The sequence below is a fragment of the Leifsonia sp. L25 genome (assembly GCF_050632895.1).
On sequence record NZ_JBODRZ010000003.1, the window covers coordinates 341,461 to 366,135 of the forward strand.

Genomic DNA, 24,675 nt, shown 5'->3' on the forward strand with positions numbered 1-24,675 from the left:
CGGACATGGACGTGGCCGGGAGCCCTGCTCCCGGCCACGATTTGTGCCATCGGCCTCACTCGGCCGACCCGCCACGCGGGCCGTCCGACGATGTCGTCGACGTCAGCCTAGGTCGTCCCCGCGACGCGGACCCGGATCCGCAGCAGACTCATAGCCGGCTCAGGACAGGTTCGCGATGATCTCGCGCGCGAGCTGCTCGAGCACGGCGGCCGACGCGCCCGAGAGCTGCAGCCAGCTGTTTTTCACCTTCACGTCGAGGTACTGGACCGGGCTGCCTGGACCGCCCGGCAGATCGAGCCGGAAGGTGGACACGTAGGCGTCGTCGCCGAGGCCGGCCACCGACTGGGCATCGCTCGTGCCGGACACCGGCGTGCGCTTCAGTTCGTCGTAGTAGGACGCGCCGCCGGGCAGCACGGCGGCGCTCACGCTCTGCGAGCCCTGCTCGGCGACGAAGTCCGACCAGAAGGACCCGCTGAGCTGCGCGGACGCCAGCCGCGTCGTCGTGTACTCCCCGCCCTCGGACTTCGGCGAGTACACCGAGGCGACCCCCAGCGCGGCGGCGATGCGATCGAGCGGGAGGAAACCGTCCGAGGAGGTGACGCCGCGCAGGCTTCCTCCCGACGGCTGCCACAGCGGTGCGGGGGCGCCCAGACTGCCCACGACCGCGGCTGCGTCGTCGAAGGTCTTGCGCACGGCCGCCTCGTCCAACGAGGACCGATCCAGGACCATCGCCGAGCCGATCACCTGATAGTCGCCCACGATCCTGCCGAACTCGCAGAACGCGCCGGTCGAGCCGGAGTACTCCGGGCACCCGAAGTAGTGGTCGCCGTCGACCGTCACTCCCGAGATGTTCGCGAACACCCCGAAGGTGTCGTTCGCACCCAGCGTGGGCAGCACGCCGACGAACACATCCGGGGCGAGCCACGTCGAGCCCGAGGCGAGCTGCCCGCGGTACTCGCAGGTCAACCCACCCGCTCGCAGGTCACCGTACTGGACCGGGTTGCGCGTGGAGGGCACCCACTCCCGTGGCTGGAGGCCCCCTCCGGCGGCCGCCGCCGCGGAGGCGGCGGGAAGCAGGTCGTCGCAGGTGGTGGCCACCCGGAGGACCGGCGCCGAAGCGTCGGTCGCGGTCGGCGTCGGCGTCACCGGGTGCGGGGTTGGGGTCGGCTCACCCGACGTGGGCGCGGAGCACCCCAGCAGCCCGACCAGCACGAGCGCGGCCACCCCCGCACCGAGAACCACCTTCATCGAATCCCCCGACTCGTCCACTGCAGCGCGCCGTCCGTCGGCGCTGCGTGATCGAATCATAGAGCCGCGGGCGAGGCCGCGCGTCCGCGCACGCCCGAATCGTCATGTGCCGTCCTGGCCGAGCTCCTGGAAAACCGTCACCTGGAGGTCGGCCGGGGTCGCCAACCGCGCGTTCAGCGAGTTCCACGGGGTCACGGTCGGCGGCGCGATCAGCTCGGCCCCGGCCTCCACCAGCCGCGCCGTGACGGTTCGCCCGTCGTCCACCTCGAAGGCCAGCCGGATGCGCGGCGCCACCGGGCGGCCGACCTCCACGTCGTCGATCATCGCCTTCTGCGCCGGGTTCGCCAGCTCCAGCGTCGCCTGGCCCGCGTCGAGGATGGCGACCCGGGCTCCGCCGTCGCCGGAGTAGGCGGCCTGCTCGGGCAGCCCGAGCACGTCGCGGAAGAACGCCAGCGCCTCGTCGTAGTCCTCGGCCTCCACCACGATGCGCAGCTGCCGCACCGGTGACCGGTCGCCCATCAGCCGACGAACGCCGCGAGCGCGTCGTCGATCGTGCGCGCGGGCGACACCCACACGAAGATCGCGCCGGGCCCGTCCGGGACATAGCCGCCATCAGCGCTGCGCCTGACCGTGCCGAGCAGCCTCCCGCGATCCGGCTCGGCGTCCTCGTCCTCGTAGGAGTGGTCGTAGACGGTGAACACGTCGCCGTCCTCGTAGACGGACAGGTCTTCCAGCAGCGGCATCTCAGAACCTCCTGGTGAACGGCATGGGCTTGCGCATCCGGATGAGCAGAAGCAACGGCACCAGCACATAGGGCCCGTTGTAGAGCAGGAAGACGACCGGATTCGGCGTGCGCTCTCCCACCGGCCCGAAGAACTCGACGCCGAAGATCGGGATGGCCGTCAGGCTGATGATCATGGTGGCGTAGATCACGCAGTACAGCTGGATCCAGTTGAAGCCCTTGACCAGGCACACGATCAGCAGGATGTAGAACGGCAGGTACACGAACGCGCTCGTCCCGGTGATGAACCGCAGCCACAGCGCCTCATGCTGGTACAGCGGGTCGTACTGTGACGAGTAGGTGTAATTCCACTGCGCGAGGATGTTCGTCGTCGTCGCCGTCTGCGGGATCCCGAGCGTGGGGATGGCGTCGCTGATGACGCAGGTCAGGCTGAACAGCGAGAACATGACGACGAAGAAGATGTCGAACGGACGCTTGCGGAGCGGGAGGTTCGCGGGCGTCTCCGTGGCGGCGGAGGCGACCTCGCCGGGGTGCGGGGTGGCGGTGGTCACGCGGCGAGCCTAGCGCCGCAGCGCCGGCTAGCGCAGGAGGCGACGCGCCTCCCGTCTCAGCCGGTTGCGGCCGCGCTGAAACCTGTCGAGTACGCGGTAGCGGAGGGTACGAGGGTTGAACGGCACACCAAGCACCGACGGGTCGGCGACAGACATGATCTCACGGAGGAGCGCGGTGCCCTCCTCGCCGATCTCGTGGGCCGGCACGCCGAGGAGCAGCTCCAGCACGCGGCGGTTGCCGAACGGGGTGAACACCTCCTGGGCGATGTCCCATTCGAGCTGGCTCTGCGCCTGCCAGGACCCGCAGCGGTGCTCCCAGTAGAACAGCACGTCCAAGCCGACGCCCGTTCGCTCCGCGACGGGCGCGGTTTCGGCGAACCAGCGCTCGACCGCCGCCGCGACGAACGGGATCTCCGACCAGCCGGGCTGCAAGGCGAGGATGTCCGCAGAGGTCGCAGTGGGCGGTCGTTCACTGCCCTTCCAGTAGTAGTTACGCGCGATCTCGCTGGCGTTGCCCTTGAGGGCGACCGCGCCGGAAGGGTGCCCGTCCAGGATGCCCTTGGCGATGATCCCCCAGTCGTCGTAGTGGGCGAGGGGCGTGTTGGCGGTGTAGGCCTCGCGCCAGCCGTCGTCCGGGGTCCCCCGGCAGTCGATCAGGTGGTGCGGAAGCCCGAGGCGCCGGGCGAGACGGGCAGGGATGCTCGCGTCCGCCGAGCGCGCGGTCAGGTGACGGTACAGCAGCGTGTAGACGGGAGACCGCGTCGGAGGTGGTGGGGCGTCACTGCGAGAACAGTCCGGGAGTCGTAGCCGGCAGTGAGCGGCAGGCTGACCGGGTAGCGCAGGATCGCGGCCTCCACCGAGGCCGACAGCTGAACCGCGGCCTCCACTGCGGCCTCCCGCCTCCTCCGCGACGGCAGCGGGCCTCGCGGCCAGACACGCTCCTGCCTCCTGGCGCCCACGTCGAGCCTGTGGTTCGGAAGCAGGCGCTCGACGCCGGCGAACAGCGTAGTGTCGCCGGGCAGGAACGCCTCGCGATCCGAGCGCGCATACGACGAGTCGCGGAACCGATCGGCACGATCGCCGCCGTCGAGCGGCACGATCTCGGCGAGCAGGAACGATTGCGACGCGGCGTGGAATTCGTCACCCGTCCACAGGTACTCGACCGTGCGGGTCCCTGTCGCGTCGTTGTGGACGACGATGTCGCCTCCCGAGAAGGCGAACAGCGCGAAGCGCCCGGACAGCCGATCGAGCGCGTCCAACTCGGTCCCTCGACGCCAGTCCTCGGCGAGACCCGCCACTACGGATGCGTCGTCGTAATCCGGATGGTCAGGGTCGATGGCGAAACCGAGCAGGACGAGAGTGAGGCCTGCGTCCTCCGTCACGGTGACGGGGAGATGGGGGTGAGCGTAGACGTTATGAGTGCCGGCGGTGCGATGGCTCCAGCCGGGCAGATCGGCGGAGCGCGGTGTGACCAGGAACTGCCGGCGGAAACGGAGCACGTCACGCGGAATCGGAGTCGATGACTTGGTGTGCATATTCTACATTCTCGGTGGCCCAGGCAAGACGTTTAATGCTAAACGTCATTAATGCCACGGGGCCGTACTCTCCCGTCCGGCGCATGCGACCGCGACACTCCCGCTGAAACTCAGCGACGCACCGCAGACCACCCGAGAAGACGGCCCGGCCGTGCTCGCGTCGACGACCGTAGGCGGTCCACCTGAGTCGCGGGCACGAGCCGCGGCAGCGATCGCCATCACCCAGGCAGTCACCCACGACCCGATCCTCGAGATCGACTGCCTCGCGTACTTCGATCAGTCGTTCACTCCCACCGTCTCCGCACGAGGCTGCCGTTCGCCCTACTTGAGCGATTTCTGCATCAGCACCGTGCCCAGCCAGCGCTCGAACTTGTAGCCGACGCGCCCCATCCGGCCGATCTCCGTGAAGCCGAAGTTCTCGTGCATCTTGATCGAGGCCTCGGCGCCCTTGTCGGCGATGACCGCGATCATCTCCTTCAGGCCCGCGGCTTTGGAGCGGTCGATGAGCTCCTGCATGAGGACCGGGCCGAGGCCTTTGCCTGTGGAGGCCGCGCCGAGGTAGATGGAGTTCTCGACCGTGAAGCGGTACGCGCGCTTCTGCTTCCACGGCGACACCAGCGCGTAGCCGAGGATCTGGCCCGTCGGCGACTCGGCGACGATGAACGGCATCCCGAGCTTGCGAAGGTAGGCGAACTTGCTCTTCCACTCCTTCAGCGTCATGGCGTCCTCGTCGAACGTGACGGTGCTGTTGGCGACGTAGTGGTTGTAGATCTCGCGCACGTCGGGCAGGTCCTCCGCCCGCGCCTCGCGGATGCGGTAGTCGAACGGCGACTCCGCGGGCTCCGGCTTGCGGAGGTGTCGCGGCAGCACCCGGCGCGTCTCGTATTCCTCTTCCAGCACCGTTCCAGGGTACGTCGTCGCGCGTTTCGTCGGGGTTACGGCTCCAGCGACCAGTCCACCGGCTCCTGACCCGCCTGCTTGAGCAGGGCGTTCGCCCGGGAGAACGGCCGCGACCCGAAGAACCCGCGGGAGGCGGACAGCGGGCTCGGGTGCGGGGACTCGATGACCGGGTTGCCGCCGAGCAGCGGCTTGAGTGTGGCGGCATCGCGACCCCAGAGGATGCTCACGAACGGGCGACCGCGCTCCACCAGCGCGCGGATCGCGTGCTCGGTCACCGCCTCCCAGCCTTTGCCTCGGTGGGACGCCGGCGCGCCAGGACGCACAGTCAGCACCCTGTTGAGCAGCATCACGCCGTGCCCCGCCCAGGCGCTCAGGTCGCCGTGCGGAGGCGGGACGACGCCGAGGTCGTCGCGGAGCTCTCGGTAGATGTTCTGGAGGCTGCGCGGGATCGGGCGCACGTGACGCTCGACAGCGAACGACAGACCGATCGGGTGGCCGGGCGTCGGGTACGGATCCTGCCCGACGATGAGCACGCGAACGTCGGCGTACGGCGCCCGGAACGCGCGCAGCACATTGTCCCCGGACGGCAGGTACGGCCTCCCGGCCGCGACCTCCGCGCGCAGGAAGTCGCCCATCCCGGCGATGCGGTCGGCGACGGGCGCGAGAGCCTGCGCCCAGCCCGGGTCCATCGACCCCTCGGCGGCGAGCTCGGACAGGGCCTTCGCCATCAGAGTTTCCGCGCCATCCGCTCAGTGCGTGGAGGCCGTGACCGGCGGCAGCGCCGACCACGGGAACGTGATCCACCGGTCGGTGCGGCGCCAGACGAAGTCCGGCTCCAGCACCGTTCGCGGCTTGGAGTACAGGCACACGGTGCGCACGTCGGCGCCGGAGGCCGCGATCAGGTCGACGACCATCGCGAGGGTGCGGCCGGAGTCGGAGACGTCGTCCACGAGCAGCACGCGCTTGGCCTCCAGGGCCGCGGAGTCGAGCATCGGCGGCAGCACCACCGGCTCGGGAAGACGGGTGTCGACACCGGTGTAGAACTCGACGTTCAGGGCGCCGCAGGCCTTGATGCCGAGGGCGTAGGAGATGGCGCCGGCGAGCAGGAGGCCGCCCCGGGCGATGGCCACGACCATGTCGGGCTCGAAGCCGGATTCGACCACCTCGCCGGCCAGGTGACGGGCCGCATCGCCGAACTCGAGCCAGCCCAGGACCTCCCGTTCCGTCTCTTCGAGAACGTCTGCACCTGAATCGTCGAGTTCGCTGGCCACGCATCTACCGTACAAGGGCGTGGCAGGTGTTAGCATCCGCGCATGACCTCGGAGAAGACGGTCGCCCAGCGTCGGGCGTCCACCGCGATCGGCGCGACCGCCGCCCTCATCGGCTGGCTCGCGCTGGTCGAGCTGACCAGCGGGATCCTGCAGGGATACTACGTGCCGCTGATCTCCGACATCGTCAAGCACCTGGGCATCCACGACGCGGACTACAACTGGTTCGAGGCCGCGCAGCTCCTGCTCTCCGCGCTCGTCGTCCCGGTGCTCGCGAAGCTGGGCGACATGTTCGGGCACAAGCGGATCCTGCTGGTCGCGACCGTCCTCACCGCGCTGTCGAGCTGGGCGCTCGCCTTCTCTCACGACTTCACGACCTACCTGATCGCGTTCGCGCTGCAGGGCTTCTACGTGGTCTGGCTGCCGCTGGAGATCGCGCTGATCTTCGACCGCGGCCGCCGCACGAACACCGCGGCGTCGCGCACCCGCCGAGCCGCCGGGCTGCTGGTGGTGGCCTTGGAGTCCGGCGCCATCGTCGGCGCGATCGGCGCCGGGCTGCTCTTCGAGGCCCTCGGCCAGAACGTGACGACCACCCTCATGGTCCCGGCGGCGGCCGTCACGCTCGTCTTCTTCGCCATCCTGTTCGGCGTCCCGGAGTCGGAGCCGGTGCGCGGCCGGACGCTGGACGGCGTCGGGTTCACCCTCCTGACGCTCGCGCTCCTCCTCATCACCTCCGGTCTGACGTTCCTGCGGATCGACGGCGTCGGCACCTGGTGGGTCTGGGCGCTCATCGTCCTGGGCGTGCTCGCGTTCATCCCGTTCGGCCGCTGGGAGCTGAAGCAGCAGGACCCGGCGATCGACCTGCGGGTGCTGCGGCAGCCGAACATGTGGCCGGTTCAGCTCACCGCCGGGCTCATCGGGATCAGCCTCCTCGGCGCGCAGGCCCCGCTCAGCACGTTCGCGGGCACCGACCCGGTCAATGGGTACGGCCTGGGCCTCAGCGCGGGCCAGCGCAGCATCCTGATCGGCGCCTACCTGATCTCGATGATCGCCGGCGCGGTGCTGTTCCCCGTGGTGTCGTCGTGGCTGAACCCGCGCGTGACTCTCATCGGCGCGTCGTTCCTGGTGGCCGTCGGGTACCTGCTGTTCCTGCCGTTCCACCAGGAGACGTGGCAGGTGTTCACCAACATGGCCATCGCGGGCCTCGGCTCCGGCGCGCTGGTCGGGGCGCTCCCCGCCGCCGCGGCCGCCGCCGCCCCGCGCGGACAGACCGGAGTCGCCACGGCCATGACGAACACGACCAAGACGATCGGCGGCTCGTTCGCCTCCGCCGTCTTCGGCGTCGTGCTGCTCACCGGCGCCGCGACCGTCACCGCCACGGCCGCGAGCCTGTTCGGCTACATGCTGGTCTGGACCATCTGCGGACTCGGCGCCCTGGTGGCCGCTGTGCTGCTGTTCTTCGTGCCGCGCCTGGCCTTCTCGGACGCAGGGGCGACGATCGTCTGACAGGACTCGATCAAGGGGGAATCATGGACGCTCAACTACCGCCGCAGGTCGGCGAGGCACTCACCCGGTTCCTTCTCGAGCAACGGCGCCGCGCGCCCGGCCTGGTCAGCCGCGCGGTCGTCACCGGATCCGCCGCGACCGGCGACTGGCACGACGGCGTCAGCGACATCGACGTGGTGTTCGTCGTCACGCGAGACCCGGTGGACGACCTCCCGGCACTCGCGCCCCTCCACGCGGAGTCGTCGCCGCACATCGACGGCGTCTACCTCACCGAGTCGGAGATCGCGCGCGGCCCCGACCTGGTGGAGACCGCACCGCAGGTGGTGGAGGGCGTGCTGCTGAGTGCCCTCGCCGGCGGCAGCCTGAGCTGGGCGACCTGGCTGGAGCTGGAGGACGGCGTGCAGGGCGTGGTGGACGGCGGCGATGTGATCTGGACGCCGACCGCGGACCGGCACCCGGACACCGCGACGCACGTGGGGACGCGCGCCCGCACCGACCTCGTCGACTTCTGGGCGCCGGTCGGCGACAGCGCGGAGGCCGAACTCGCCGACCGCGAGCCCGGCGACCCGGTGCGCCCGGAGACCGTCCGCTGGCTCGCCCTCAGCCCGATCCGCCTGGTGGAGACGATGGAGTCCGGCCGCATCGTCTCCAAGACCGCCGCGGCCCGGGCGGCCGCGGCCCGCTGGCCGGAGCACGCCGAGCTGCTCGACCGCGCCGTGCGCGACCGCGCGGGCGAGCGCCAGACCTTCGTCACGGCCGACGCACGGGAGGCCATCGCGCTGCTGCGGAAGTGCGTGGAGGTGGCGCGGGGCTGAGGCGTCGGCCCGAACGCGCAGAAGCGCCGCGACCAGTGCGGATCGCGGCGGTTCTGCGTGCGGAACGGGTCAGACCCGCGCGGCCTCCACGACGGCGCGCGCCGCGGCGAGACCGGCCGTCAGGTCGGCCTTCAGGTCGTCGATGTTCTCCAGGCCGACCGAGAGGCGCACCAGGCCGGGCGTGACGCCGGCGGTGAGCTGCTGCTCCGGGGTGAGCTGGGAGTGCGTGGTCGAGGCCGGGTGGATGACCAGGCTGCGCACGTCGCCGATGTTGGCGAGGTGGCTGAACAACGACAGGTTGTCCACCAGGGCGGCGCCGGCGTCCACGCCGCCCTTGAGCTCGAACGAGAGCACAGCGCCGACGCCCTTCGGGGCGTACCGGTTCGCGGCGGCGTACCACGGGCTGGTGGGCAGGCCGGAGTAGTTGACCGTCGCCACGTCCGAGTGGGCCTCCAGGAACTCCGCGATCTCCTGCGCATTCTGGGTGTGCCGCTCGACGCGCAGCGAGAGGGTCTCGATGCCCTGGATGAGCTGCCAGGCGCTGGCCGGCGCGATCGCCGCGCCGAGGTCGCGGAGGAGCTGGACGCGGGCCTTGATGATGTAGGCGAGGCCGTCGCCGACCGCTGCCGTGTAGACGGCGCCGTGGTACGACGGGTCCGGCTGGGTCAGGCCAGGGAACTTGTCGGCGTTCTTCGACCACTCGAACTTCCCGCCGTCCACGATGACGCCGCCGATGACGGTGCCGTGGCCGCCGAGGAACTTGGTGGCCGAGTGCACGATGATGTCGGCGCCGTGCTCGAACGGGCGGATCAGGTACGGGGTCGCGATGGTGTTGTCCACGATCAGCGGGACGCCGGACTCGTGCGCCACGTCGGCGACGAGCGCGATGTCGAGGATGTTGATCTTCGGGTTGCCGATGGTCTCCGCGAAGAACAGCTTGGTGTTCGGCCGGACCGCGCGGCGCCACTCCTCGGCGTCGTCCTGGTTCTCCACGAACGTGGTCTCGATGCCGAGCTTCGCGAGCGTGTACTTGAACAGGTTGTAGGTGCCGCCGTAGATCGAGCTGGAGGACACGATGTGGTCGCCGGCCTGCGCGATGTTCAGCACCGCGAAGGTCTCCGCAGCCTGGCCCGAGGCGACGAGAAGGGCGCCGGTGCCCCCTTCGAGCGCGGCGACGCGCTCCTCGACGACCGCCTGGGTCGGGTTCTGGATGCGGGTGTAGATGTTGCCGAACTCGGCGAGCGCGAACAGGTTCTTGGCGTGCTGGGCGTTGTTGAAGACGTAGGAGGTCGTCTGGTAGATCGGGGTCGCGCGTGCGTTGGTCACGGGGTCCGGCGCGGCGCCGCTGTGGATCTGCTTGGTCTCGAACTGCCAGTCGGCGGCGTCGGTCATGGCTTGAGCTCCTTGTTCGGGTGATGGCCTGCGGGTGGATGGCACCGTTGGGTGGTCGCTCACACGCTAGACTCGCGGCCGCGCGTGGGCAACGTGCCCGAAACATGCCGTAACCCGTGAGAATAGGCAGCATGAGCAGCAGACGTGTGGTCGTGACGGGAGCGAGTTCGGGGATCGGGGCGGCGACGGTCCGCCTGTTCCGGCAGCGGGGCTGGGCGGTCGTGGGCGTCGCCCGCCGCCAGGAGCGCCTGGACGAGCTCGCGGCCGAGACCGGCGCCGAGGTCTTCGCCGCCGACCTGACCAGCCAAGAGGACGTGGACGCGCTGCGCGACCACCTCGCCTCGACCGGCCCGATCCACGCACTCGTCAACAACGCCGGGGGCGCCAGGGGCTCGACTCCGTGGAGGCTTCCAGCGTCGACGACTGGGTCTGGATGTACGAGATCAACGTCATCGGCACCAAGCGGGTGATCAGCGCGCTGCTGCCGCTGCTGCGCGACGGCGCCCGGGACACCGGCCACGCCGACATCCTCAACCTGACCTCCATCGCCGGTCTCAACGCCTACGTCGGCGGCGGCGGGTACAACGCGGCGAAGTTCGCCGAGCACGCTCTCACCGAGGTGTTGCGCCTGGAGCTGAACGGCGAGCCCATCCGGGTGGTGGAGGTCGCCCCCGGCATGGTCGCGACCGAGGAGTTCTCGCTGGTCCGTTTCGGCGGCGACCGCGAGAAGCGCGACGCCGTCTACGAGGACGTGCCGGAGCCGCTGACCGCCGAGGACGTGGCCGAGACGATCGTGCACGCGCTCGAGTTGCCGCGGCACGTGGACCTCGACCTGATCGTGGTCAAGCCGGTGGCGCAGGCGGCCTCGTACCGCTTCGCCAAGGGCGAGCTGACGGTCAAGGACTGACGGGCGGACTGTCGATGGCGGACGACGCGAAGCGCAGGCGCTGGGAGGCGGCCACGGTGTGGCCGGGCGTCGTCGCGAGCGTCGCCTTCCTCGTCGCCTACTCGTGGACCGTGCTCCAGCCGGGCATGGGGCGGCTGCTCTACGGGACCCTCATCGCGCTGCTCGCGCTGATCTGGGTGGCCTTCCTGGTCGATTACGTCGTCCGGCTCGTCCTCGCGGAGGACAAACGCCTGTTCGTCCGGCGCAACGTGATCGACCTGTTGTCGGTGCTGATCCCTGTCGCGCGGCCGTTCCGGCTGATCGGGGACCTGTTCCGCATCCCGAGCCTCCGTGGCGGCAGCGGGAGCCACCTGCGCCGGCGCATCGTGATCGTCGCGGGCACGTTCGTGCTGATGTTCATCTACACGATCTCGCTCGCGGTCTACCAGGTCGAGCGCTACGCACCGGGATCGAACATCCGCTCGTTCGGCGACTCGCTCTGGTGGGCGTGCGTGACGATGGCGACCGTCGGCTACGGCGACTACTACCCGGTCACCGTGACCGGACGCCTGCTCGCCATCGTGCTGATGATCGGCGGCATCGCGATCGTCGGCACCGCGAGCGCCACCATCGTCAACTACCTGAACGAGCAGACCCAGCAGGCCAGGGAGCGCCGCGCGCGCGAGCACGGGACGACGGACGGGCCGAGGCCCGTCGAGGACCCCGACCCGCACGACGACGAGCGCGCCTGAGGGGCCCTCAGCGCTCGGCGGGGGCCGGGCCGGCCGGACCGGCCGCGCCGGCCAGCGCGCTGCCGGTGAGCGACCCGAGCACGGCGCCGAGGTCGAGTCCGGTCAGATCCTTGACGACCTTGGGCACTTCGCTCGCCACCTGCCCGATGGTCTTCGTCACCGCGGAGGCGCCCTCCGTGCTGATCACGGTCAGCGAGTCGATGTTGCCGAGCGGCTCCGCGACGGCACGCGTGATCTCCGGGAGGCGCTGGATGATCTCGGAGGCGAGGCCCGCCTCGCCGAACTTGCGCAGCGCCTCGGCCTTGGCGTCTGTCGCCCGCGCCTCGGCCAGGCCCTCCGCCTCGATCGCGGCCGCACGGGCCTCCCCGTCGGCGCGCACACCGTCGGCGAGGGCGATCTGCCGGTCGCGTTCGGCGTCGCCGGCGAGTCGGACGGCCTCCGCCGCGGCCTGGGCGTCCTGCACGGCGGCGACCTTGTTCGCCTCGGCGATGGTGCTGCGCTTGAACGCGTCCGCCTCGGTCGCGGCGTTCGCGGCGTCGCGCTCGGCCTGGGCGCGCTGAACGGTCGCGTAGGCGTCCGCCTCCGCGGGCTTGCGCACCTCGATATCGAGGCGCTCCTGCTCGACTTTGGCCTTCTCCGCGAGGGCGTCGCGCTCCTGCGCCGCGACGATGCGATCCTGTTCCGCGGTCGCGAGCTGGCCGGCGGCGTCCGCTTCGGCGTTCGCGCGGTCCGTCTCGGCCTTGATCGACGCCTGCTTGAGGCTGAGCGCCTTCTGCCGCTCGGCGATCTGCTCGGCCGCGTCGATCCGCGCGAACTCGCTGGCGCGGGCGGTCTCGGCCTCCTTGATCTCGGCGTTCTGCTTGGCGAGCGCCGCCTCCGCACGCCCGAGGTCGGCGAGGTAGTTCGTGCCGGGCGTGGAGATGTCGGAGATGTTGAGCAGGTCGACCTGGAGGCCCTGCTCGGCGAGGTCCACCTTCGTCGCCTCGACGACCGCCTCGGACAGCGCGTTGCGATTCGAGATGATCTCGGTGACCGGCATGTTGCCGATGATCGAGCGCAGCGAGCCCTCGAGGGACTGCTGGATGATCTCCGTCAGCGAGTTCTGCTGGGAGAGGAACCGCTGGGCGGCGCGGCGGACGCCCTCCGGCGTGCCGGAGACCTTGAAGTTGACGCTGGCCTGGATCGCCAGCTTGATGAAGTTGGCGTCGACGCCCTCCACGACGATCCCGATCTGCCGCTGCTCCAGCGAGATGGGGAAGCCCTGCTGCAGGATCGGCCAGATGAACACCCGGCCGCCGATCACGACGCGCTGGCCGCCGTCCGGCTCGCCGGCGGCGGCGCGGCTGCCGGCGCCTCGGCCGACGATGACGAGGGCCTCGTTGGGCGCGACGCGCCGGATGCGGCCCGCGATGAACAGGAAGACGGCGAGCGCGGCGATGAGGATCGCACCGCCCGCGATGATCCCGAGGAGGGAGGAGTCCACGATCAGTCCTTTCGGTGGAGGGAGGAGTCGAGTGGTTCGACGCGGACGCGCGCACCGTTCGCCGCGACGACGCGGATCGGGGTGCCGCCCGGGATGTCGACGTCGCTGGTGGCGAGCCTGGCCTCGACCTCATACGGACCGTCGAGGCTCACCTCGCCCCCGGACCTCGTGACCGTCGTGCGCGCGACACCGGTCATGCCGGCCGGGTCGCTCGGGGCGCCGTCCTCGCTCCGCACGAAGCGGCGGACCAGGAGCTGCACACCGGCGAGCGTGAGGATGCCGGCGACCGCGGCGATCAGGTAAGCGGCCCCGCCCGGCCAGCCGTTGGCGAGGGCGAGCACCCCCGACGCGCCGAACAGGGTGAGCCCGGCGCCGAGGCCGGTGCCGGACAGTGCGCCGTCGAGGAGGTCGAAGAGCTCGCCGAAGAGCATCGAGACGAGCAGGACGACGAGTCCGGCGACGCCGATGACGATGAAGACGAGCACGAACCCTCCGTCCGTCGAAACATTCCGTATCTGGCATCTTCTCATAGAGCGCGACGGCTCACCACCGCGCCGGAGCCGTAACACTGCGCCGTGCGCGCCTCGGCTCCGGGAGAATGGGCGACATGGAGTGGCAGACCTCGGCGGACACGGCACCCTCGAGCTTCATCACGGAGGCTCAGGCGCGGTCGCTGCTCGGCAAGCCCGCGGCGAGCGGGGCCTGGAAGGAGTCCGACCCCGCCGGCGGCCGTTCGTTCGCCGGGATCGGCGCGTTCGCGTTCGAGAGCGGCGAGAGCCTCCCGTTCGTGCGGGTCGCCTACGAGACCTGGGGCGAGCTGTCGGAGGCCCGCGACAACGCGGTCCTCGTGCTGCACGCCCTCACCGGCGACAGCCACGCCGTCGGCGCCAACGGGCCCGGGCACCCCACCGCCGGCTGGTGGCAGGGCATCATCGGTCCAGGCAAGGCGATCGACACCGACCGCTGGTTCGTCGTCGTCCCGAACATGCTGGGCGGTTGCCAGGGCACCACCGGGCCGGCCTCGATCGCGCCGGACGGCGCCGAGTGGGGGCCGCGGTTCCCCTTCACGACCATCCGCGACCAGGTGAACGCGCAGGCCGCGTTCTCCGATGCGATCGGCGTGGACCGCTGGGCCGCCGTCGTCGGCGGCTCGATGGGCGGCATGCAGGCGCTGGAGTGGGCCGTGACGTTCCCGGAACGCGTCGAGCGGCTCGCCGTCATCGCCGCGCCCCCGTTCTCCACCGCCGACCAGATCGCGCTCAACTCGGTGCAGATCGAGGCGGTGCGCACCGACCCGCTGTTCCACGGCGGGTACTACTACGACGAGAAGGACGGCGAGGGGCCGCACCGCGGTCTGGCGCTCGCCCGGCGGATGGCCCTGCTGAACTACCGCAGCCCGTCCGAGCTGAACGAACGGTTCGAGCGCGCCTGGCAGAGCGGGATCAGCCCGCTCGGCGGCGGCGGCCGGTTCGCGGTCGAGTCGTACCTCGACTTCCACGGCAACAAGTTCACCCGCCGTTTCGACGCCAACAGCTACCTGACCCTGGTCGAGGCGATGAATTCGCACGATGTGGGCCGCGGTCGCGGCGGACTCGCGGCCGCGCTCTCACGCGTGACGGCGCGCACCCTCGTGGTCGGGATAGACAGCGACCGGCTCTTCCCCCTGGAGGGTCAGGAGCTCATCGCCTCCCACCTCCCTGAGACGATCGACGGTAGGCTGCCGGTGGTGATCCGCTCCGACTTCGGTCACGACGGATTCCTGATCGAGGACGACGCCGTCAGCGAGCAGCTCAGGAGGCTGTTCGCGGCGTAGAGGGGAACGGAGGGGCATGTCGCGCATCCAGAAGGAGCGTGATCGGCTGCTCGCCACCACCGCCCGCACCGTCGGCCTCACCGCCACGGCGACGACGCTGCTCACCCTGAGCGTCCCCGGCACGATACCGCTTCCGCTCTACTTCGCGTCGCTCGTCCTGCTGGCCTGCATGGGCGTCGCCCAGTTCCAGTTCGTCGCATTGGGCCGCCTCACGGTCTGGATGTGCGTGACCGTGGTCGCCGGGCTCGGCCTCATGCTCCTGCACCTGCTCCCCCAGACCTCGCTCGGTCCGTCGGCGGTCACCACCATCGGCGTCGTCGGCGCGGTGGGCATCGCCAGCGTGGCGGTGATCGGGCCGACGTCCCGCACGCGCACGGTGCTGGCCGTCGTGGCGGGAGCGGCGACCATCGGTGCGGCAGTGCTCACGCTGCTCGCCACCGGGTCACGGCTGCTGGAGATCCTGATCTTCATCGCCGCGGGCTGGGTCGCCCTGACCGCGACCGGCGTCTGGCTGTCCCGCACCGTGCCGCGCGCACTCAAGCGCATCTCGACCATGAGCCGCGCCTACCGCGTCGAGCGCCAGGCCAGCGAGACGGAGGCGCGCCGCCGCCAGGGCGCGCGCCTGCTGCACGACACGGTGCTCGCCACTCTCACCCTGCTCGCCCACTCCGGCGTCGGTGTCGGCGTCGGCGCGCTGCGCGAGCAGGCCGCTGAGGACGCGGCGCTGCTCCGCCAGCTCCGGCTCGGCTTCACCCCCGACCCGACGCGCTCCGGCGACTACCGGCTGAAGCCCGTCGAGGAGTCCACCCTCGGCAACACGCTGGAGTCGGTCAAGCAGCGCTTCCGCCGGATGGGGCTGGAGGTCAACTGGCACGGCCAGGGGCAGGTTCTGCTTCCGAGCGACGTGCTCGACTCGTTCCTGCTGGCGCTCGGCGAGTGCCTGGAGAACGTGCGCAGGCACTCCGGCGTCAACGAGGCCCACGTGACCATCACCGACGACGAGACCACCGTGCGCGCGATGGTCACCGACGCGGGCAAGGGCTTCGACGTCGCGAGCATCGAGGAGGGCCGGCTGGGCTTCACCGAGTCGATCGTCGCCCGGCTGCGCGATGTCGGCGGCAACGCCCGACTGTTCTCGTCGCCGGGCAGCGGGACCACCGTGGTGCTGGAGGTGCCGAAGTGACCAGGAACGATCGCACCATCCCGATCTCCCGCGGGATCCTGGGCGGCCGCGTGCCCGGCGCGTCGAAGCCCGGCACGTCCGGCACCGCCACGCTGGGAGCCGCGTCGCTCCCGCGCGGCCGCCAGGAGCGCGACGCCCTCGGGCGGGCCCGGCTCGATCTCGGCTTCAACGTCGCCTCCATCGCGCTGATCGCGTTCCTGTTCGCGATCATGGTCATCACCGCGCCGTACTATCCGGCCCTGCCGCTCAGCATCGCCGCGTGGGCCGTGCTGTTCGCCACCCTGGTGACCGCTCTCGTCCTCCGCTTCCGCCTGCCCGACCTGCTTCCGGACTGGCTGTTCGGCGTCGCGCTCGTGCTGTGGGCGGCGGTCGTCGTGCTCGACATCCTCGGCACGACGTCCCCTGCGCACTGGCTCCCGCTCACCGCGGCGGCTTCGGTCGGGCCCGCCCTGCTGCTGTGCGTGCCGGTGCGGCCGGCCCGCGACATCCTGGCCGCGACGGCGGTGCTCGGGGTGACCCTCGCGGTCGTCCTGCTGCTGCGGTCGTTCGGCGACATCCAGATGCTCGGGCCCGGCATCGCGACCGTGGCGATCGCGGTCGCCCCTCCGCTCGTCGGCGTCGAGATCATCCGCTCGCTCAGCACCCTGGTCCAACTGGAGCTGGACCTCGTGCAGGTGCAGAGCACGGTCTCCTCCCCGGCTACGCGGTCGGGATGATGGCCTCGGAGGAGCTCGCCCGGCTCGACCTGGCTGCCGAGCGGCTGCTCGACGGCGTCGCGACCGGCCGCACCGCCCTCCCGCTCGACGAGACGACCGCGGACCAGGCGGCCTCGATCGCCACCGAGCTGCGCCTGCACCTGATCCAGGGCCGTAAGGAGACCTGGCTGTACCACGCCGTCACGGAGTCCGCGCTGCTCGGCCCGACGGTGACGCTCACCGACCCGGACGGTCTCGCGGCCGGCCTCACCCGCGACCAGCGCGACGGCCTCCTCACCGCGGTGTGGCTGATCATCAGCGACCCGGTGCGCTCCGGCGCCGGACAGGCCCGCAGTCTCACCCTGGACATCGTGCGCGCCGCCGGGCCGCAGGTCGCCGCCGGGTCGGCCGTGGCGACCGGTGCCACAATGGGGATCGTGATCACGACCACCGGTGTGCCGCGAAACGGGGTAGACCCCGCGGCGTGGCAAGCTATCCGTAAGGTGGGACGTCACGCCGAGTCGTTCAGCGATTCGGCTCTCCGCATCGAGATCACCACCGTGAGCGACACGACGGCCGAGCTGACCTGACCCAGCCGGCCAACCAGGAAGACCGGTCCACCGGTAGAAAGGGCTGCTCATGAGCGAGACTCCCCCATCAGGATCGCCATCGTCGACGATCACAAGATGCTCCTCGGCGCACTCACCGAGTGGATCCGCGGGGCGGCGGACGACATCCGCATGGTAGCGGCCGTCGCCAGCTGGCCCGAGCTGCTGACGCACCCCGAGTTCCCGGTGGACGTCGTGCTGCTCGACCTCGACCTCAAGGACAACATCCCGATCTCGCTGAAGCTGTCGACGCTGAAGACGACGGGCGTGCGCACCGTGCTGATGAGCACGTACTCCGAGCCGGCCGTCGTGCGCGAGGCGCTGGCCGCCGGCGCCCTCGGCTACCTCGTGAAGAGCGAGGACGCCGAGATGATCGTGGAGGCCATCCGCGCCGCCAGCAAGGGAGAGTCCTTCATCTCCGCCGAGCTGGACCTCGCGCTCAACGCGGGCGAGCTGGGCGGGGCGCCCAAGCTGAGCGCGCAGGAGCGTCGTGTGATGGCGCTGTACGGCGCGGGCGAGCCGGTGAAGGCCGTGGCCTTCCAGCTCGGCATCTCGGACGAGACCGCCAAGAGCTACCTCAAGCGCATCCGCGAGAAGTACCGCGTGGCCGGCTACGACGTCGGTACGAAGGTCGCGCTGCGTAAGCGCGCCATCCAAGACGGCATCCTCCTGCAGAACGACTGACCTTCAACCCCCGCCCAGAGGGGCCGCAACACGCCGTTTGGCCCGTTAGGAAACGGCATGTTGCGACCCCTCTGGCGTGTTCAGCGCCTGGTAACGCGACTGAAACGTCACAGTCGAAACGATTCGATAGACTGTCACGGTGAACCCGGTTATCGACGGGCCGACGACGTTGTCGTCGGCCCGTACTCGTCTTGCGCTCCTCGCGCTCGCCCTCGGCGGCTTCGGCATCGGCTCGACCGAATTCGTCGCGATGGGCCTGCTGCCGAACATCGCCCACGACCTTCTGCCCCGGCTGTACGCGGCCTCCCCCACCGCCGCGAACGCGCAGGCCGGCTGGATCATCTCGGCGTACGCGCTGGGCGTCGTCGTCGGGGCGCCGACCATCGCCGCGGTCGCCGCGCGCTGGCCGCGCAAGAAGCTGCTTCTCTGGCTGCTCGTCGCCTTCACCGTCGGCACGATCCTGTCGGCGCTGGCCCCGACCTTCCCCCTCGTGCTGGTGGCGCGGTTCCTCTCAGCGCTGCCGCACGGCGCCTACTTCGGCATCGCCTCCCTCGTCGCCGCGAAGCTGATGGGACCGGGCAAGCGCGGCCAGGGCGTCGCGTTCGTGCTCTCCGGCCTCACCATCGCGAACGTCGTCGGCGTCCCGTTCATCACCTGGATCGGGCAGCAGCACGGCTGGCGCATCGCCTACCTGGTCGTCGCCGCGATCTTCGCCCTCACCTTCGTCGCCGTCGCGCTCCTCGTGCCGTGGCAGGCGGGCGACCCGCGAGCCACGCTGCGCAACGAGCTGAAGGCGTTCACGCGCCTCCAGGTCTGGCTGGCGCTGCTCATCGGCGCGATCGGGTTCGGCGGCTTCTTCGCCGTCTACACGTACGTCGCGCCGATGGTCACGACGGTCACCGGGTTGCCCGCGTCGGCGGTCCCGCTGGTCCTGATCCTGATCGGCGTCGGGATGACCGTCGGCAACCTCCTCGGCGGCCGGATGGCCGACCGCAGCGTGGAGCGCGGGATGCTCTCGTTCTTCGCCATCATGCTTGCCGGCCTGGCGGCGCTGTTCTTCAGCGCGCAGCTCCTCGCCGGCCTCCTGATCTCGGTCTTCGTGATCGCCGCGGCCGCCTCCGCGCTGTCGCCGATGATCCAGACCCGCCTGATGGACGTCGCCCACGACAGCCAGTCGATCGCGGCGGCGCTGAACCACTCGGCGCTCAACATCGCGAACGCCTCCGGCGCCTTCCTCGGCGGCCTGACCATCGCGGCCGGATTCGGCTACCTGTCGCCGATCCTCGTCGGCGCTGTCCTCGCCGTGGCGGGCATCGTCCTCGCGCTCGTGTCGTTCGGCATCGACCACTCGCGCATGCGCCGCGGGGTCGACACCGGCGTGGTCCACGCCCAGCGTCCCGACCCCGTCCCGATCGACTGACGCCACACCGCCGAAGGGCACATCAATGCCCTTGAAACCGCGTCCGAGGGGCGTCTACGTGCCCCTCGGCGGCCTGCGCGTGAGGGTCAGCGCGCGCCGGGCTCGAAGAACTCGGCGACGTCGACATCCTCGTCGGCACGCTCCGGCCGGCGGAAGCCCGAGCGGACGGCGCCGACGAAGGCGACGACCACGGCGCCCGTGAGGGTGCCCGCGACGAGCACGAGCACCGGCAGGTAGATCGGCCACCCGTAGAGCAGCACGAAGTAGCCGATCGTGAGGAGCGGGTTCGGGTCCACCTAGTCGCCCTCCGTCGCCGCCTCGCTTCGTCGCAGCGCGGCCTCCAGCCGCTCCACCTTGCCCTCCAGCTCACCGGTGCGGCCGGGCCGGATGTCGGCCTTCAGCACCAGCGAGACGCGCGGGCCGTACGCGGCGACGGCCTCCGTCGCGCGGCGGATCACGTCGAAGACCTCATCCCACTCGCCCTCGATCTCCGTGAACATCGAGTTCGTGCGGTTCGGCAGTCCCGACTCGCGCACGATCCGGACGGCTGCAGCGACAGCGTCGTGCACCGAGCCCTCCGGTCCTTCCGCTCCGCTCGGAGCAACCGAGAATGCGACCAGCATGAGCCCTCCTTCTGTCGTGCACCGGGATGGTACGTCCGGCGTACGAGCCAGTCTAGAAGGCTGGCGTCACGGCGCTTCGCTCACCGGCACCGGGTGCGCGTCGGGCGCGGCGCGGAACGGCCACGCGTGCGCCGGCAACAGGTCGCCCGCCGCCTCGTCGCGGTGTCGCTTCCGCCAGAGCGCCCCGATGGTCCAGCCGAGGACCACGAAGTACATCAGGTTGCGCGCCGTGAGCACCGCGACCATCGCGGGCAACGGCACCAGCAGTCCGTCGTACAGGTACGGGTAGATGACCTGGGTCAGCCCCGCGGTGATCAGCACCAGGATCGCCGGCGTCTTGAACCCGCGGCCCTGGTACACCAGCCCGATCACGACCGGGGCGGCGAGCCAGGTGATGTACTGCGGCGACCCGACCTTGTTGAACGCGATGAAGGCCGTGACGAGCGCCAGCGACAGCTCCGGCAGAATGCGGGTGTACGGCGTCCCGCGCCGCAGCGAGCGGAGGCCGATGAGCGCGACGACCAGCACGGTGATCGCGAGCAGCGGGTTCATCAGCGACCCGGCCTCCGCCGTCCCCTGGCCCGTCACCTGGAAGGTCAGCAGGTCTCGGTCGTAGTACACGACGGCGTCGGGGACGTGGAATGCGGCCTGCCACATCCAGAAGGTGGCGACCGGCGCCTCGATCTGGATGCCGCGGTCGGTCTGCGTCGTGATGAAGCTCAGCACGTGCATCCCGCCGCCGAAGATCAGCGGCACGGCGACGATGATGAGACTGGTCACGGCACCCGTGGCGACGATCCGCCAGCGCGACTTCATCGCGATGACGGCGGCGACGATGATCGCGGCCGGCCACACCTTGATCCAGGTGGCGATCGTGAGCACGACGACGGCGGCACGCTCGTGGAAGGTCAGCCACAGGAGGCCGATGATGGCGAGCGCGGCGGAGACGGCGTCCAGGCGGCCGATGGCGATCGGACCGAGGAGCAGCAGGAAGCCCAGCCACCACCAGGCGGCGACGAGTCGGCGAGGCTCGCGTCCGACGATGAGCACGGCGAAGGCCGCCGCGTTCAGCAGCATGACCATGGTCAGCCAGCCGCCGACGTAGTTGTCCTCTCCGAGCAGCAGCGGGAGCATGATCGGAACGATCGCGCCGAACGGGTACACCCAGTCCGCGTTGAGTCCCACGATCTCGGTGCCCTGCGCGGCGAGCTGCGCCCAGGGCTTGTAGACCCACATCACGTCGCCGAGGCCGGTGTGCTGCAGGAGCGCGAGGCCGCCGATGACGAGGTGGACGACGAGGAAGCCGATCCACAGGCTCAGCGGGCTGGCCGCGATCCGGCGCAGAGTCGCCGCCGATCCCCCGTGCGGCGCAGCAAGCGGTACCGGAGCGGCGTCCATCCCCGCGGCGTCAATCCCCATAGGCGTCATCCTATGGGACCCGCATCTTCGGGCACCGCCCCGGAAGGGCCGCCAGTGTGCGAGGTCGCTCAGCTTCGTGCGAGCAGGCTCCTGAGCACCACCGGCACGGCCTCCGCGACGTCGAGCGCGGCCACCGGACCGCCTTGCGATGCGGCCTCGCCTGCGCGGCCGTGCAGCCACGCGGCGGTCGCAGCGAGAGCCGCGAGAGCCTCGTGCCCTCGCTCCCGGATCGCCTCCGCGTGCGTCGCGACGAGGGCGCCGAGGACGCCGCCGAGCACGTCGCCGCTGCCGGCCGTCGCGAGCCACGCGGGCCCGGCCGTCACGGTGACGCGCGAGCCGTCGGGGGTGGCGACGTGCGTGGTGTGGCCCTTCAGGAGCACCGTCGCGCCGAGGGCGGAGGCGGCGCGCTCGGCCCAGCCTCCCGGGTCGCGGCGGATCTCCTCCGGCTCGGGCGTCGGGCCGCCGTCGTCGGCCGCTGCGGCGAGCGCCTTCGACAGCTCGCGGTAGTGCGGCGTGATCACGACCGGTCCACGCGCTCGCATCACCAGGTCGAGCGCGCCGGCGTCGATCACCAGCGGGGTCCCGTCGTCGAGCGCGTCGCGCAGCCGGCGGAGGTCGTCGTCGTCGCGGTCGTCGGCGTCCATTCCGGAGCCGAGGAGCCAGGCCTGCACACGTCCGGGCGCCGACACGATCTCGGGCCGGCGCCGCAGTACCTCGTGGGCGGCGCGCTCGGCGCCGAGGTATCGGATCATCCCGACGCCGGTGCGGGCGGCCGCCTCGGCGCCGAGCACGGCGGCGCCGGGATAGCGGGCGGAGCCGGTGACCATCCCCAGCACCCCGCGCGAGTACTTGTCGTCCGATTCGGTCGGCACCGCGATCCAGCCGCGGGCGAACTCGCCGCTCCAGGCCGTCCCCACCGCCAGCTCGGACGGGACCGTCATCTCCTCCATCGAACCTCCCGGGCCCACGATAGGTTGAACCCCCCGCCCACGATAGGTTGAAGCGGTGAGCATCTCCATCCCCGGTTCGGTGGTCGTCTTCGACTACGGCGAGGTCATCTCGGTCACCCCGAGCGAAGCGGACCGCACCGCGCTCGTGGGGCTCGCCGGCGGCGACGCCGAGCAGTTCTGGCCGGCGTACTGGCGGCACCGGAACGCACTCGATCAGGGCACGCTGTCGATCCAGCAGTACTGGCGCGGTATCGAGCGGGAGCTCGGCGAGAACTGGGAGGACGCCACGATCCACCGGCTGTGGCTCGCCGACTTCCGGAGCTGGCTCACCATCGACCACGACACCCTCCAGGTGCTGCTCGACCTCAAGGCCGGCGGCACCCGCCTGGCGCTGCTGTCGAACGCCGGCCGCGACTTCGGCTCCTACTTCCGGCACGGGACGCTCGGCGACCTGTTCGAGCAGGTCTTCGTCAGCGGCGAGCTGGGCACGGTCAAGCCGAGCGCCGCGATCTTCGAGCACGTCATGGCCGAGCTCGGCGTCACGCCCGCGCAGACCATCTTCATCGACAACAAGCCCGAGAACGTGGAAGGGGCCCGCACGCTCGGGATCGCCGGCCACGTCTACACGTCCGCAGAGGACCTCCGGGCATATCTCCAGACTCTGGCGGCTTAGTAACGAGTATGACTTCGCTCTTCGATCCGCTGACCCTGCGCGGCGTGACGGTCCGCAACCGGATCTGGACCTCCCCCATGTGCCAGTACTCCGTGCTCGACCACTCGGGTGTTCCGCAGACCTGGCAGCTCGTCCACCTCGGCTCCCTCGCGACGGGAGGCAGCGGGATCGTCTTCACCGAGGCGACCGCCGTCGACGCGGAGGGCCGCATCTCGCCGCGCGACACCGGCATCTGGTCGGACGAGCAGGCCGAGGCCTGGCGGCCGATCGTGGAGTTCGTCGCGTCTCAGGGCGCCGTCCCCGCCATCCAGCTCGCGCACGCCGGCCGCAAGGCGTCGAGCTGGCCGGCGTGGGGCTTCGAGGACCGGCACGGCTCGGTCCCGGCGGACGAAGGCGGCTGGACCGCCGTCGCGCCGTCGCCGATCGCGTTCGGCGACTACGACGTGCCGCAGGAGCTCGACCTCGACGGCATCGACCGGATCGTCGCCGACTTCCGCGCCGCGGCCCGCCGCGCCGCGGACGTGGGCTTCCGCATTCTGGAACTGCACGCCGCGCACGGCTACCTGCTGCACGAGTTCCTCTCCCCGTCGCCAACCACCGCACCGACGACTACGGCGGCTCGCTCGAGAACCGTGCCCGGCTGCTGCTGCGCATCGTCGCGGCGGTGCGCGAGGAGATCGGCGACGACCTGCCGCTGTTCGTGCGGTTCTCCGGCAGCGACTGGACGCCGGGCGGCTGGGACGAGCAGCAGACCGCGATCGTCGCGGGCTGGGCGCAGGAGGCCGGGGCCGATTTCTTCGACATCTCCTCCGGCGGCATCCAGACCGGGGTCCGGATCCCCACCCAGCCGGGCTACCAGGTGCCGTTCGCGGAGCACGTCCGCAGCTCGGCCGAGGTGGACGTGAGCGCCGTGGGCCTGATCACCACGCCGCAGCAGGCGGCCGACATCGTGGAGGGCGGCAGCGCCGACGCGGTCATGCTGGCGCGCGAACTCCTGCGCGACCCGCACTTCCCGCTGCGGGCCGCTCACGAGCTCGGCGTCAGGATCGACTACTGGCCGCCGCAGTACCTGCGGGCGGCGTGGCGCGACTGACCCGCTACATCGGCGTGATGGGCTGCGTCAGGCAGAGATAGTTGCCCTCGCTGTCCTGGAACCAGGCCGACTTGCCCGAGTCGTCCGTCGCGACCCCGTTCTCGGTCTTCAGACCGGGGAAGTCGTAGTCCGCGAACTGCACTCCCCTGCCGCGCAGGTGCTCCATCTCGGCCGCGATGTCGTCCACCAGCCAGCACATGGCGGTGTTCTGCGCGGTTCCGGCGTTGGACGTCTCGTAGATGTAGATCCAGGAGTCCCCACCAGTGCGGTAGCGGACCCCCTGCTCGCTGGTGTCCTCCGGTTCGAGTTCGAGCTTGTCGCGGAACCACGCGGTGGCGCGCGCCAGGTCCGAAGCAGGAAGGACGGAGTACGTCTTGCTCGACGATAACATGAGAATTCCTCTCCTCTTCATTCCGGGCGGCATGCTACTCCGGCA

General features: G+C 70.7%; 27 protein-coding genes and 2 pseudogenes. 12 read left to right on the top strand and 17 right to left on the bottom strand.

The window, feature by feature from the left end:
• Window positions 1–159: 159 nt before the first annotated feature.
• From ACRAWC_RS05595 to ACRAWC_RS05635, 9 genes are all read right to left on the bottom strand, one after another.
• The gene (locus tag ACRAWC_RS05595; RefSeq protein WP_431346862.1) at window positions 160–1,248 is read right to left on the bottom strand and encodes a hypothetical protein; all 1,089 of its coding nucleotides are present in this window, start codon (window positions 1,246–1,248) and stop codon (window positions 160–162) included.
• 102 nt (window positions 1,249–1,350) lie between these two features.
• Entirely contained in the window at window positions 1,351–1,767 is a 417-nt protein-coding gene (locus ACRAWC_RS05600; RefSeq protein ID WP_431346863.1) for a VOC family protein, read from the bottom strand.
• On the bottom strand, window positions 1,767–1,991 hold the full coding sequence (locus ACRAWC_RS05605; RefSeq protein WP_431346864.1) for a hypothetical protein: 225 nt from the start codon (window positions 1,989–1,991) through the stop codon (window positions 1,767–1,769). Before ACRAWC_RS05605 ends, ACRAWC_RS05600 begins: the two co-directional genes overlap by 1 nt.
• A gap of 1 nt (window position 1,992) precedes the next feature.
• Window positions 1,993–2,541 carry a DUF2781 domain-containing protein gene (locus ACRAWC_RS05610; protein WP_431346865.1) on the bottom strand — a complete coding sequence of 183 codons (549 nt, stop codon included), beginning with the start codon at window positions 2,539–2,541 and terminating at the stop codon, window positions 1,993–1,995.
• A 27-nt stretch (window positions 2,542–2,568) separates the two neighbouring features.
• Window positions 2,569–2,973, bottom strand: coding sequence for a hypothetical protein (locus ACRAWC_RS05615; RefSeq protein WP_431346866.1), 405 nt, complete (start codon window positions 2,971–2,973; stop codon window positions 2,569–2,571).
• Between the two features lie 290 nt (window positions 2,974–3,263).
• Window positions 3,264–4,040, bottom strand: coding sequence for a hypothetical protein (locus tag ACRAWC_RS05620; protein WP_431346867.1), 777 nt, complete (start codon window positions 4,038–4,040; stop codon window positions 3,264–3,266).
• Window positions 4,041–4,397: 357 nt separating this feature from the next.
• Entirely contained in the window at window positions 4,398–4,976 is a 579-nt protein-coding gene (locus ACRAWC_RS05625) for an N-acetyltransferase family protein (protein WP_431346868.1), read from the bottom strand.
• Between the two features lie 35 nt (window positions 4,977–5,011).
• A complete protein-coding gene (locus ACRAWC_RS05630) occupies window positions 5,012–5,704 on the bottom strand; it encodes a uracil-DNA glycosylase (protein WP_431346869.1) in 693 nt (230 codons plus the stop codon).
• 21 nt (window positions 5,705–5,725) lie between these two features.
• Complete coding sequence (locus ACRAWC_RS05635) at window positions 5,726–6,247, bottom strand: phosphoribosyltransferase (RefSeq protein ID WP_431346870.1); 522 nt, start codon at window positions 6,245–6,247, stop codon at window positions 5,726–5,728.
• A gap of 42 nt (window positions 6,248–6,289) precedes the next feature.
• Between ACRAWC_RS05635 and ACRAWC_RS05640 the strand changes: the two genes are divergently transcribed.
• A complete protein-coding gene (locus ACRAWC_RS05640; protein ID WP_431346871.1) occupies window positions 6,290–7,750 on the top strand; it encodes an MFS transporter in 1,461 nt (486 codons plus the stop codon).
• A gap of 23 nt (window positions 7,751–7,773) precedes the next feature.
• The gene (locus ACRAWC_RS05645) at window positions 7,774–8,565 is read left to right on the top strand and encodes a nucleotidyltransferase domain-containing protein (RefSeq protein ID WP_431346872.1); all 792 of its coding nucleotides are present in this window, start codon (window positions 7,774–7,776) and stop codon (window positions 8,563–8,565) included.
• Window positions 8,566–8,634: 69 nt separating this feature from the next.
• Here the strand turns inward: ACRAWC_RS05645 and ACRAWC_RS05650 are convergent, their stop codons facing one another.
• Window positions 8,635–9,957, bottom strand: coding sequence for a bifunctional o-acetylhomoserine/o-acetylserine sulfhydrylase (locus tag ACRAWC_RS05650; protein ID WP_431346873.1), 1,323 nt, complete (start codon window positions 9,955–9,957; stop codon window positions 8,635–8,637).
• A gap of 131 nt (window positions 9,958–10,088) precedes the next feature.
• Here ACRAWC_RS05650 and ACRAWC_RS05655 point away from each other — a divergent pair.
• Both ACRAWC_RS05655 and ACRAWC_RS05660 read left to right on the top strand, forming a co-directional pair.
• Window positions 10,089–10,864 (top strand): annotated as a pseudogene (locus ACRAWC_RS05655) (SDR family oxidoreductase).
• A gap of 14 nt (window positions 10,865–10,878) precedes the next feature.
• Window positions 10,879–11,595 carry a potassium channel family protein gene (locus tag ACRAWC_RS05660; protein ID WP_431346874.1) on the top strand — a complete coding sequence of 239 codons (717 nt, stop codon included), beginning with the start codon at window positions 10,879–10,881 and terminating at the stop codon, window positions 11,593–11,595.
• Window positions 11,596–11,602: 7 nt separating this feature from the next.
• Here the strand turns inward: ACRAWC_RS05660 and ACRAWC_RS05665 are convergent, their stop codons facing one another.
• Complete coding sequence (locus ACRAWC_RS05665; protein WP_431346875.1) at window positions 11,603–13,078, bottom strand: flotillin family protein; 1,476 nt, start codon at window positions 13,076–13,078, stop codon at window positions 11,603–11,605.
• A 2-nt stretch (window positions 13,079–13,080) separates the two neighbouring features.
• A complete protein-coding gene (locus tag ACRAWC_RS05670) occupies window positions 13,081–13,563 on the bottom strand; it encodes an NfeD family protein (protein ID WP_431346876.1) in 483 nt (160 codons plus the stop codon).
• A 122-nt stretch (window positions 13,564–13,685) separates the two neighbouring features.
• On the opposite strand from ACRAWC_RS05670, the gene metX reads away from it, so the two are divergent.
• From metX to ACRAWC_RS05700, 6 genes are all read left to right on the top strand, one after another.
• On the top strand, window positions 13,686–14,891 hold the full coding sequence (gene metX, locus ACRAWC_RS05675; RefSeq protein WP_431346877.1) for a homoserine O-acetyltransferase MetX: 1,206 nt from the start codon (window positions 13,686–13,688) through the stop codon (window positions 14,889–14,891).
• Window positions 14,892–14,907: 16 nt separating this feature from the next.
• The gene (locus tag ACRAWC_RS05680; RefSeq protein WP_431346878.1) at window positions 14,908–16,074 is read left to right on the top strand and encodes a sensor histidine kinase; all 1,167 of its coding nucleotides are present in this window, start codon (window positions 14,908–14,910) and stop codon (window positions 16,072–16,074) included.
• Window positions 16,071–16,790 (top strand): hypothetical protein, encoded by a 720-nt coding sequence (locus ACRAWC_RS05685; protein ID WP_431346879.1) that lies wholly within the window; start codon window positions 16,071–16,073, stop codon window positions 16,788–16,790. The genes ACRAWC_RS05680 and ACRAWC_RS05685 overlap by 4 nt, the downstream gene beginning before the upstream one ends.
• The gene (locus ACRAWC_RS05690) at window positions 16,787–17,359 is read left to right on the top strand and encodes a hypothetical protein (RefSeq protein WP_431346880.1); all 573 of its coding nucleotides are present in this window, start codon (window positions 16,787–16,789) and stop codon (window positions 17,357–17,359) included. The genes ACRAWC_RS05685 and ACRAWC_RS05690 overlap by 4 nt, the downstream gene beginning before the upstream one ends.
• A 66-nt stretch (window positions 17,360–17,425) precedes the next feature.
• The gene (locus ACRAWC_RS05695) at window positions 17,426–18,061 is read left to right on the top strand and encodes a response regulator (RefSeq protein ID WP_431349371.1); all 636 of its coding nucleotides are present in this window, start codon (window positions 17,426–17,428) and stop codon (window positions 18,059–18,061) included.
• Between the two features lie 139 nt (window positions 18,062–18,200).
• Window positions 18,201–19,481, top strand: coding sequence for an MFS transporter (locus ACRAWC_RS05700; protein WP_431346881.1), 1,281 nt, complete (start codon window positions 18,201–18,203; stop codon window positions 19,479–19,481).
• Window positions 19,482–19,567: 86 nt separating this feature from the next.
• Here ACRAWC_RS05700 and ACRAWC_RS05705 read toward each other — a convergent pair whose 3' ends face one another.
• The 4 genes from ACRAWC_RS05705 to ACRAWC_RS05720 all read right to left on the bottom strand — a co-directional run bounded on the left by ACRAWC_RS05705 (window position 19,568) and on the right by ACRAWC_RS05720 (window position 22,464).
• Window positions 19,568–19,777, bottom strand: a complete 210-nt coding sequence (locus tag ACRAWC_RS05705) for a hypothetical protein (RefSeq protein WP_431346882.1) — start codon at window positions 19,775–19,777, stop codon at window positions 19,568–19,570.
• Window positions 19,778–20,104 carry a thiamine-binding protein gene (locus ACRAWC_RS05710; RefSeq protein ID WP_431346883.1) on the bottom strand — a complete coding sequence of 109 codons (327 nt, stop codon included), beginning with the start codon at window positions 20,102–20,104 and terminating at the stop codon, window positions 19,778–19,780.
• 66 nt (window positions 20,105–20,170) lie between these two features.
• Window positions 20,171–21,523 (bottom strand): glycosyltransferase 87 family protein, encoded by a 1,353-nt coding sequence (locus ACRAWC_RS05715; protein ID WP_431346884.1) that lies wholly within the window; start codon window positions 21,521–21,523, stop codon window positions 20,171–20,173.
• Between the two features lie 68 nt (window positions 21,524–21,591).
• Complete coding sequence (locus tag ACRAWC_RS05720; protein WP_431346885.1) at window positions 21,592–22,464, bottom strand: ADP-dependent NAD(P)H-hydrate dehydratase; 873 nt, start codon at window positions 22,462–22,464, stop codon at window positions 21,592–21,594.
• Between the two features lie 64 nt (window positions 22,465–22,528).
• On the opposite strand from ACRAWC_RS05720, the gene ACRAWC_RS05725 reads away from it, so the two are divergent.
• Entirely contained in the window at window positions 22,529–23,146 is a 618-nt protein-coding gene (locus ACRAWC_RS05725) for an HAD family hydrolase (protein WP_431346886.1), read from the top strand.
• Between the two features lie 8 nt (window positions 23,147–23,154).
• A pseudogene (locus tag ACRAWC_RS05730) lies at window positions 23,155–24,239 on the top strand (NADH:flavin oxidoreductase/NADH oxidase).
• Between the two features lie 4 nt (window positions 24,240–24,243).
• Here ACRAWC_RS05730 and ACRAWC_RS05735 read toward each other — a convergent pair.
• Window positions 24,244–24,630, bottom strand: a complete 387-nt coding sequence (locus ACRAWC_RS05735) for a VOC family protein (RefSeq protein WP_431346887.1) — start codon at window positions 24,628–24,630, stop codon at window positions 24,244–24,246.
• Window positions 24,631–24,675: the final 45 nt, after the last annotated feature.

Excerpts from the sequence above, each read along its gene's own strand:
- ACRAWC_RS05600 (WP_431346863.1), bottom strand. The coding sequence starts at position 1,767 with ATGGGCGACCGGTCACCGGTGCGGCAGCTGCGCATCGTGGTGGAGGCC.
- ACRAWC_RS05640 (WP_431346871.1), top strand. The coding sequence starts at position 6,290 with ATGACCTCGGAGAAGACGGTCGCCCAGCGTCGGGCGTCCACCGCGATC.
- ACRAWC_RS05735 (WP_431346887.1), bottom strand. The coding sequence starts at position 24,630 with ATGTTATCGTCGAGCAAGACGTACTCCGTCCTTCCTGCTTCGGACCTG.
- ACRAWC_RS05595 (WP_431346862.1), bottom strand. The coding sequence starts at position 1,248 with ATGAAGGTGGTTCTCGGTGCGGGGGTGGCCGCGCTCGTGCTGGTCGGG.
- ACRAWC_RS05650 (WP_431346873.1), bottom strand. The coding sequence starts at position 9,957 with ATGACCGACGCCGCCGACTGGCAGTTCGAGACCAAGCAGATCCACAGC.
- ACRAWC_RS05680 (WP_431346878.1), top strand. The coding sequence starts at position 14,908 with ATGTCGCGCATCCAGAAGGAGCGTGATCGGCTGCTCGCCACCACCGCC.
- ACRAWC_RS05720 (WP_431346885.1), bottom strand. The coding sequence starts at position 22,464 with ATGACGGTCCCGTCCGAGCTGGCGGTGGGGACGGCCTGGAGCGGCGAG.
- ACRAWC_RS05605 (WP_431346864.1), bottom strand. The coding sequence starts at position 1,991 with ATGCCGCTGCTGGAAGACCTGTCCGTCTACGAGGACGGCGACGTGTTC.
- ACRAWC_RS05645 (WP_431346872.1), top strand. The coding sequence starts at position 7,774 with ATGGACGCTCAACTACCGCCGCAGGTCGGCGAGGCACTCACCCGGTTC.
- metX (WP_431346877.1), top strand. The coding sequence starts at position 13,686 with ATGGAGTGGCAGACCTCGGCGGACACGGCACCCTCGAGCTTCATCACG.
- ACRAWC_RS05630 (WP_431346869.1), bottom strand. The coding sequence starts at position 5,704 with ATGGCGAAGGCCCTGTCCGAGCTCGCCGCCGAGGGGTCGATGGACCCG.
- ACRAWC_RS05660 (WP_431346874.1), top strand. The coding sequence starts at position 10,879 with ATGGCGGACGACGCGAAGCGCAGGCGCTGGGAGGCGGCCACGGTGTGG.
- ACRAWC_RS05690 (WP_431346880.1), top strand. The coding sequence starts at position 16,787 with ATGATGGCCTCGGAGGAGCTCGCCCGGCTCGACCTGGCTGCCGAGCGG.
- ACRAWC_RS05715 (WP_431346884.1), bottom strand. The coding sequence starts at position 21,523 with ATGGGGATTGACGCCGCGGGGATGGACGCCGCTCCGGTACCGCTTGCT.
- ACRAWC_RS05710 (WP_431346883.1), bottom strand. The coding sequence starts at position 20,104 with ATGCTGGTCGCATTCTCGGTTGCTCCGAGCGGAGCGGAAGGACCGGAG.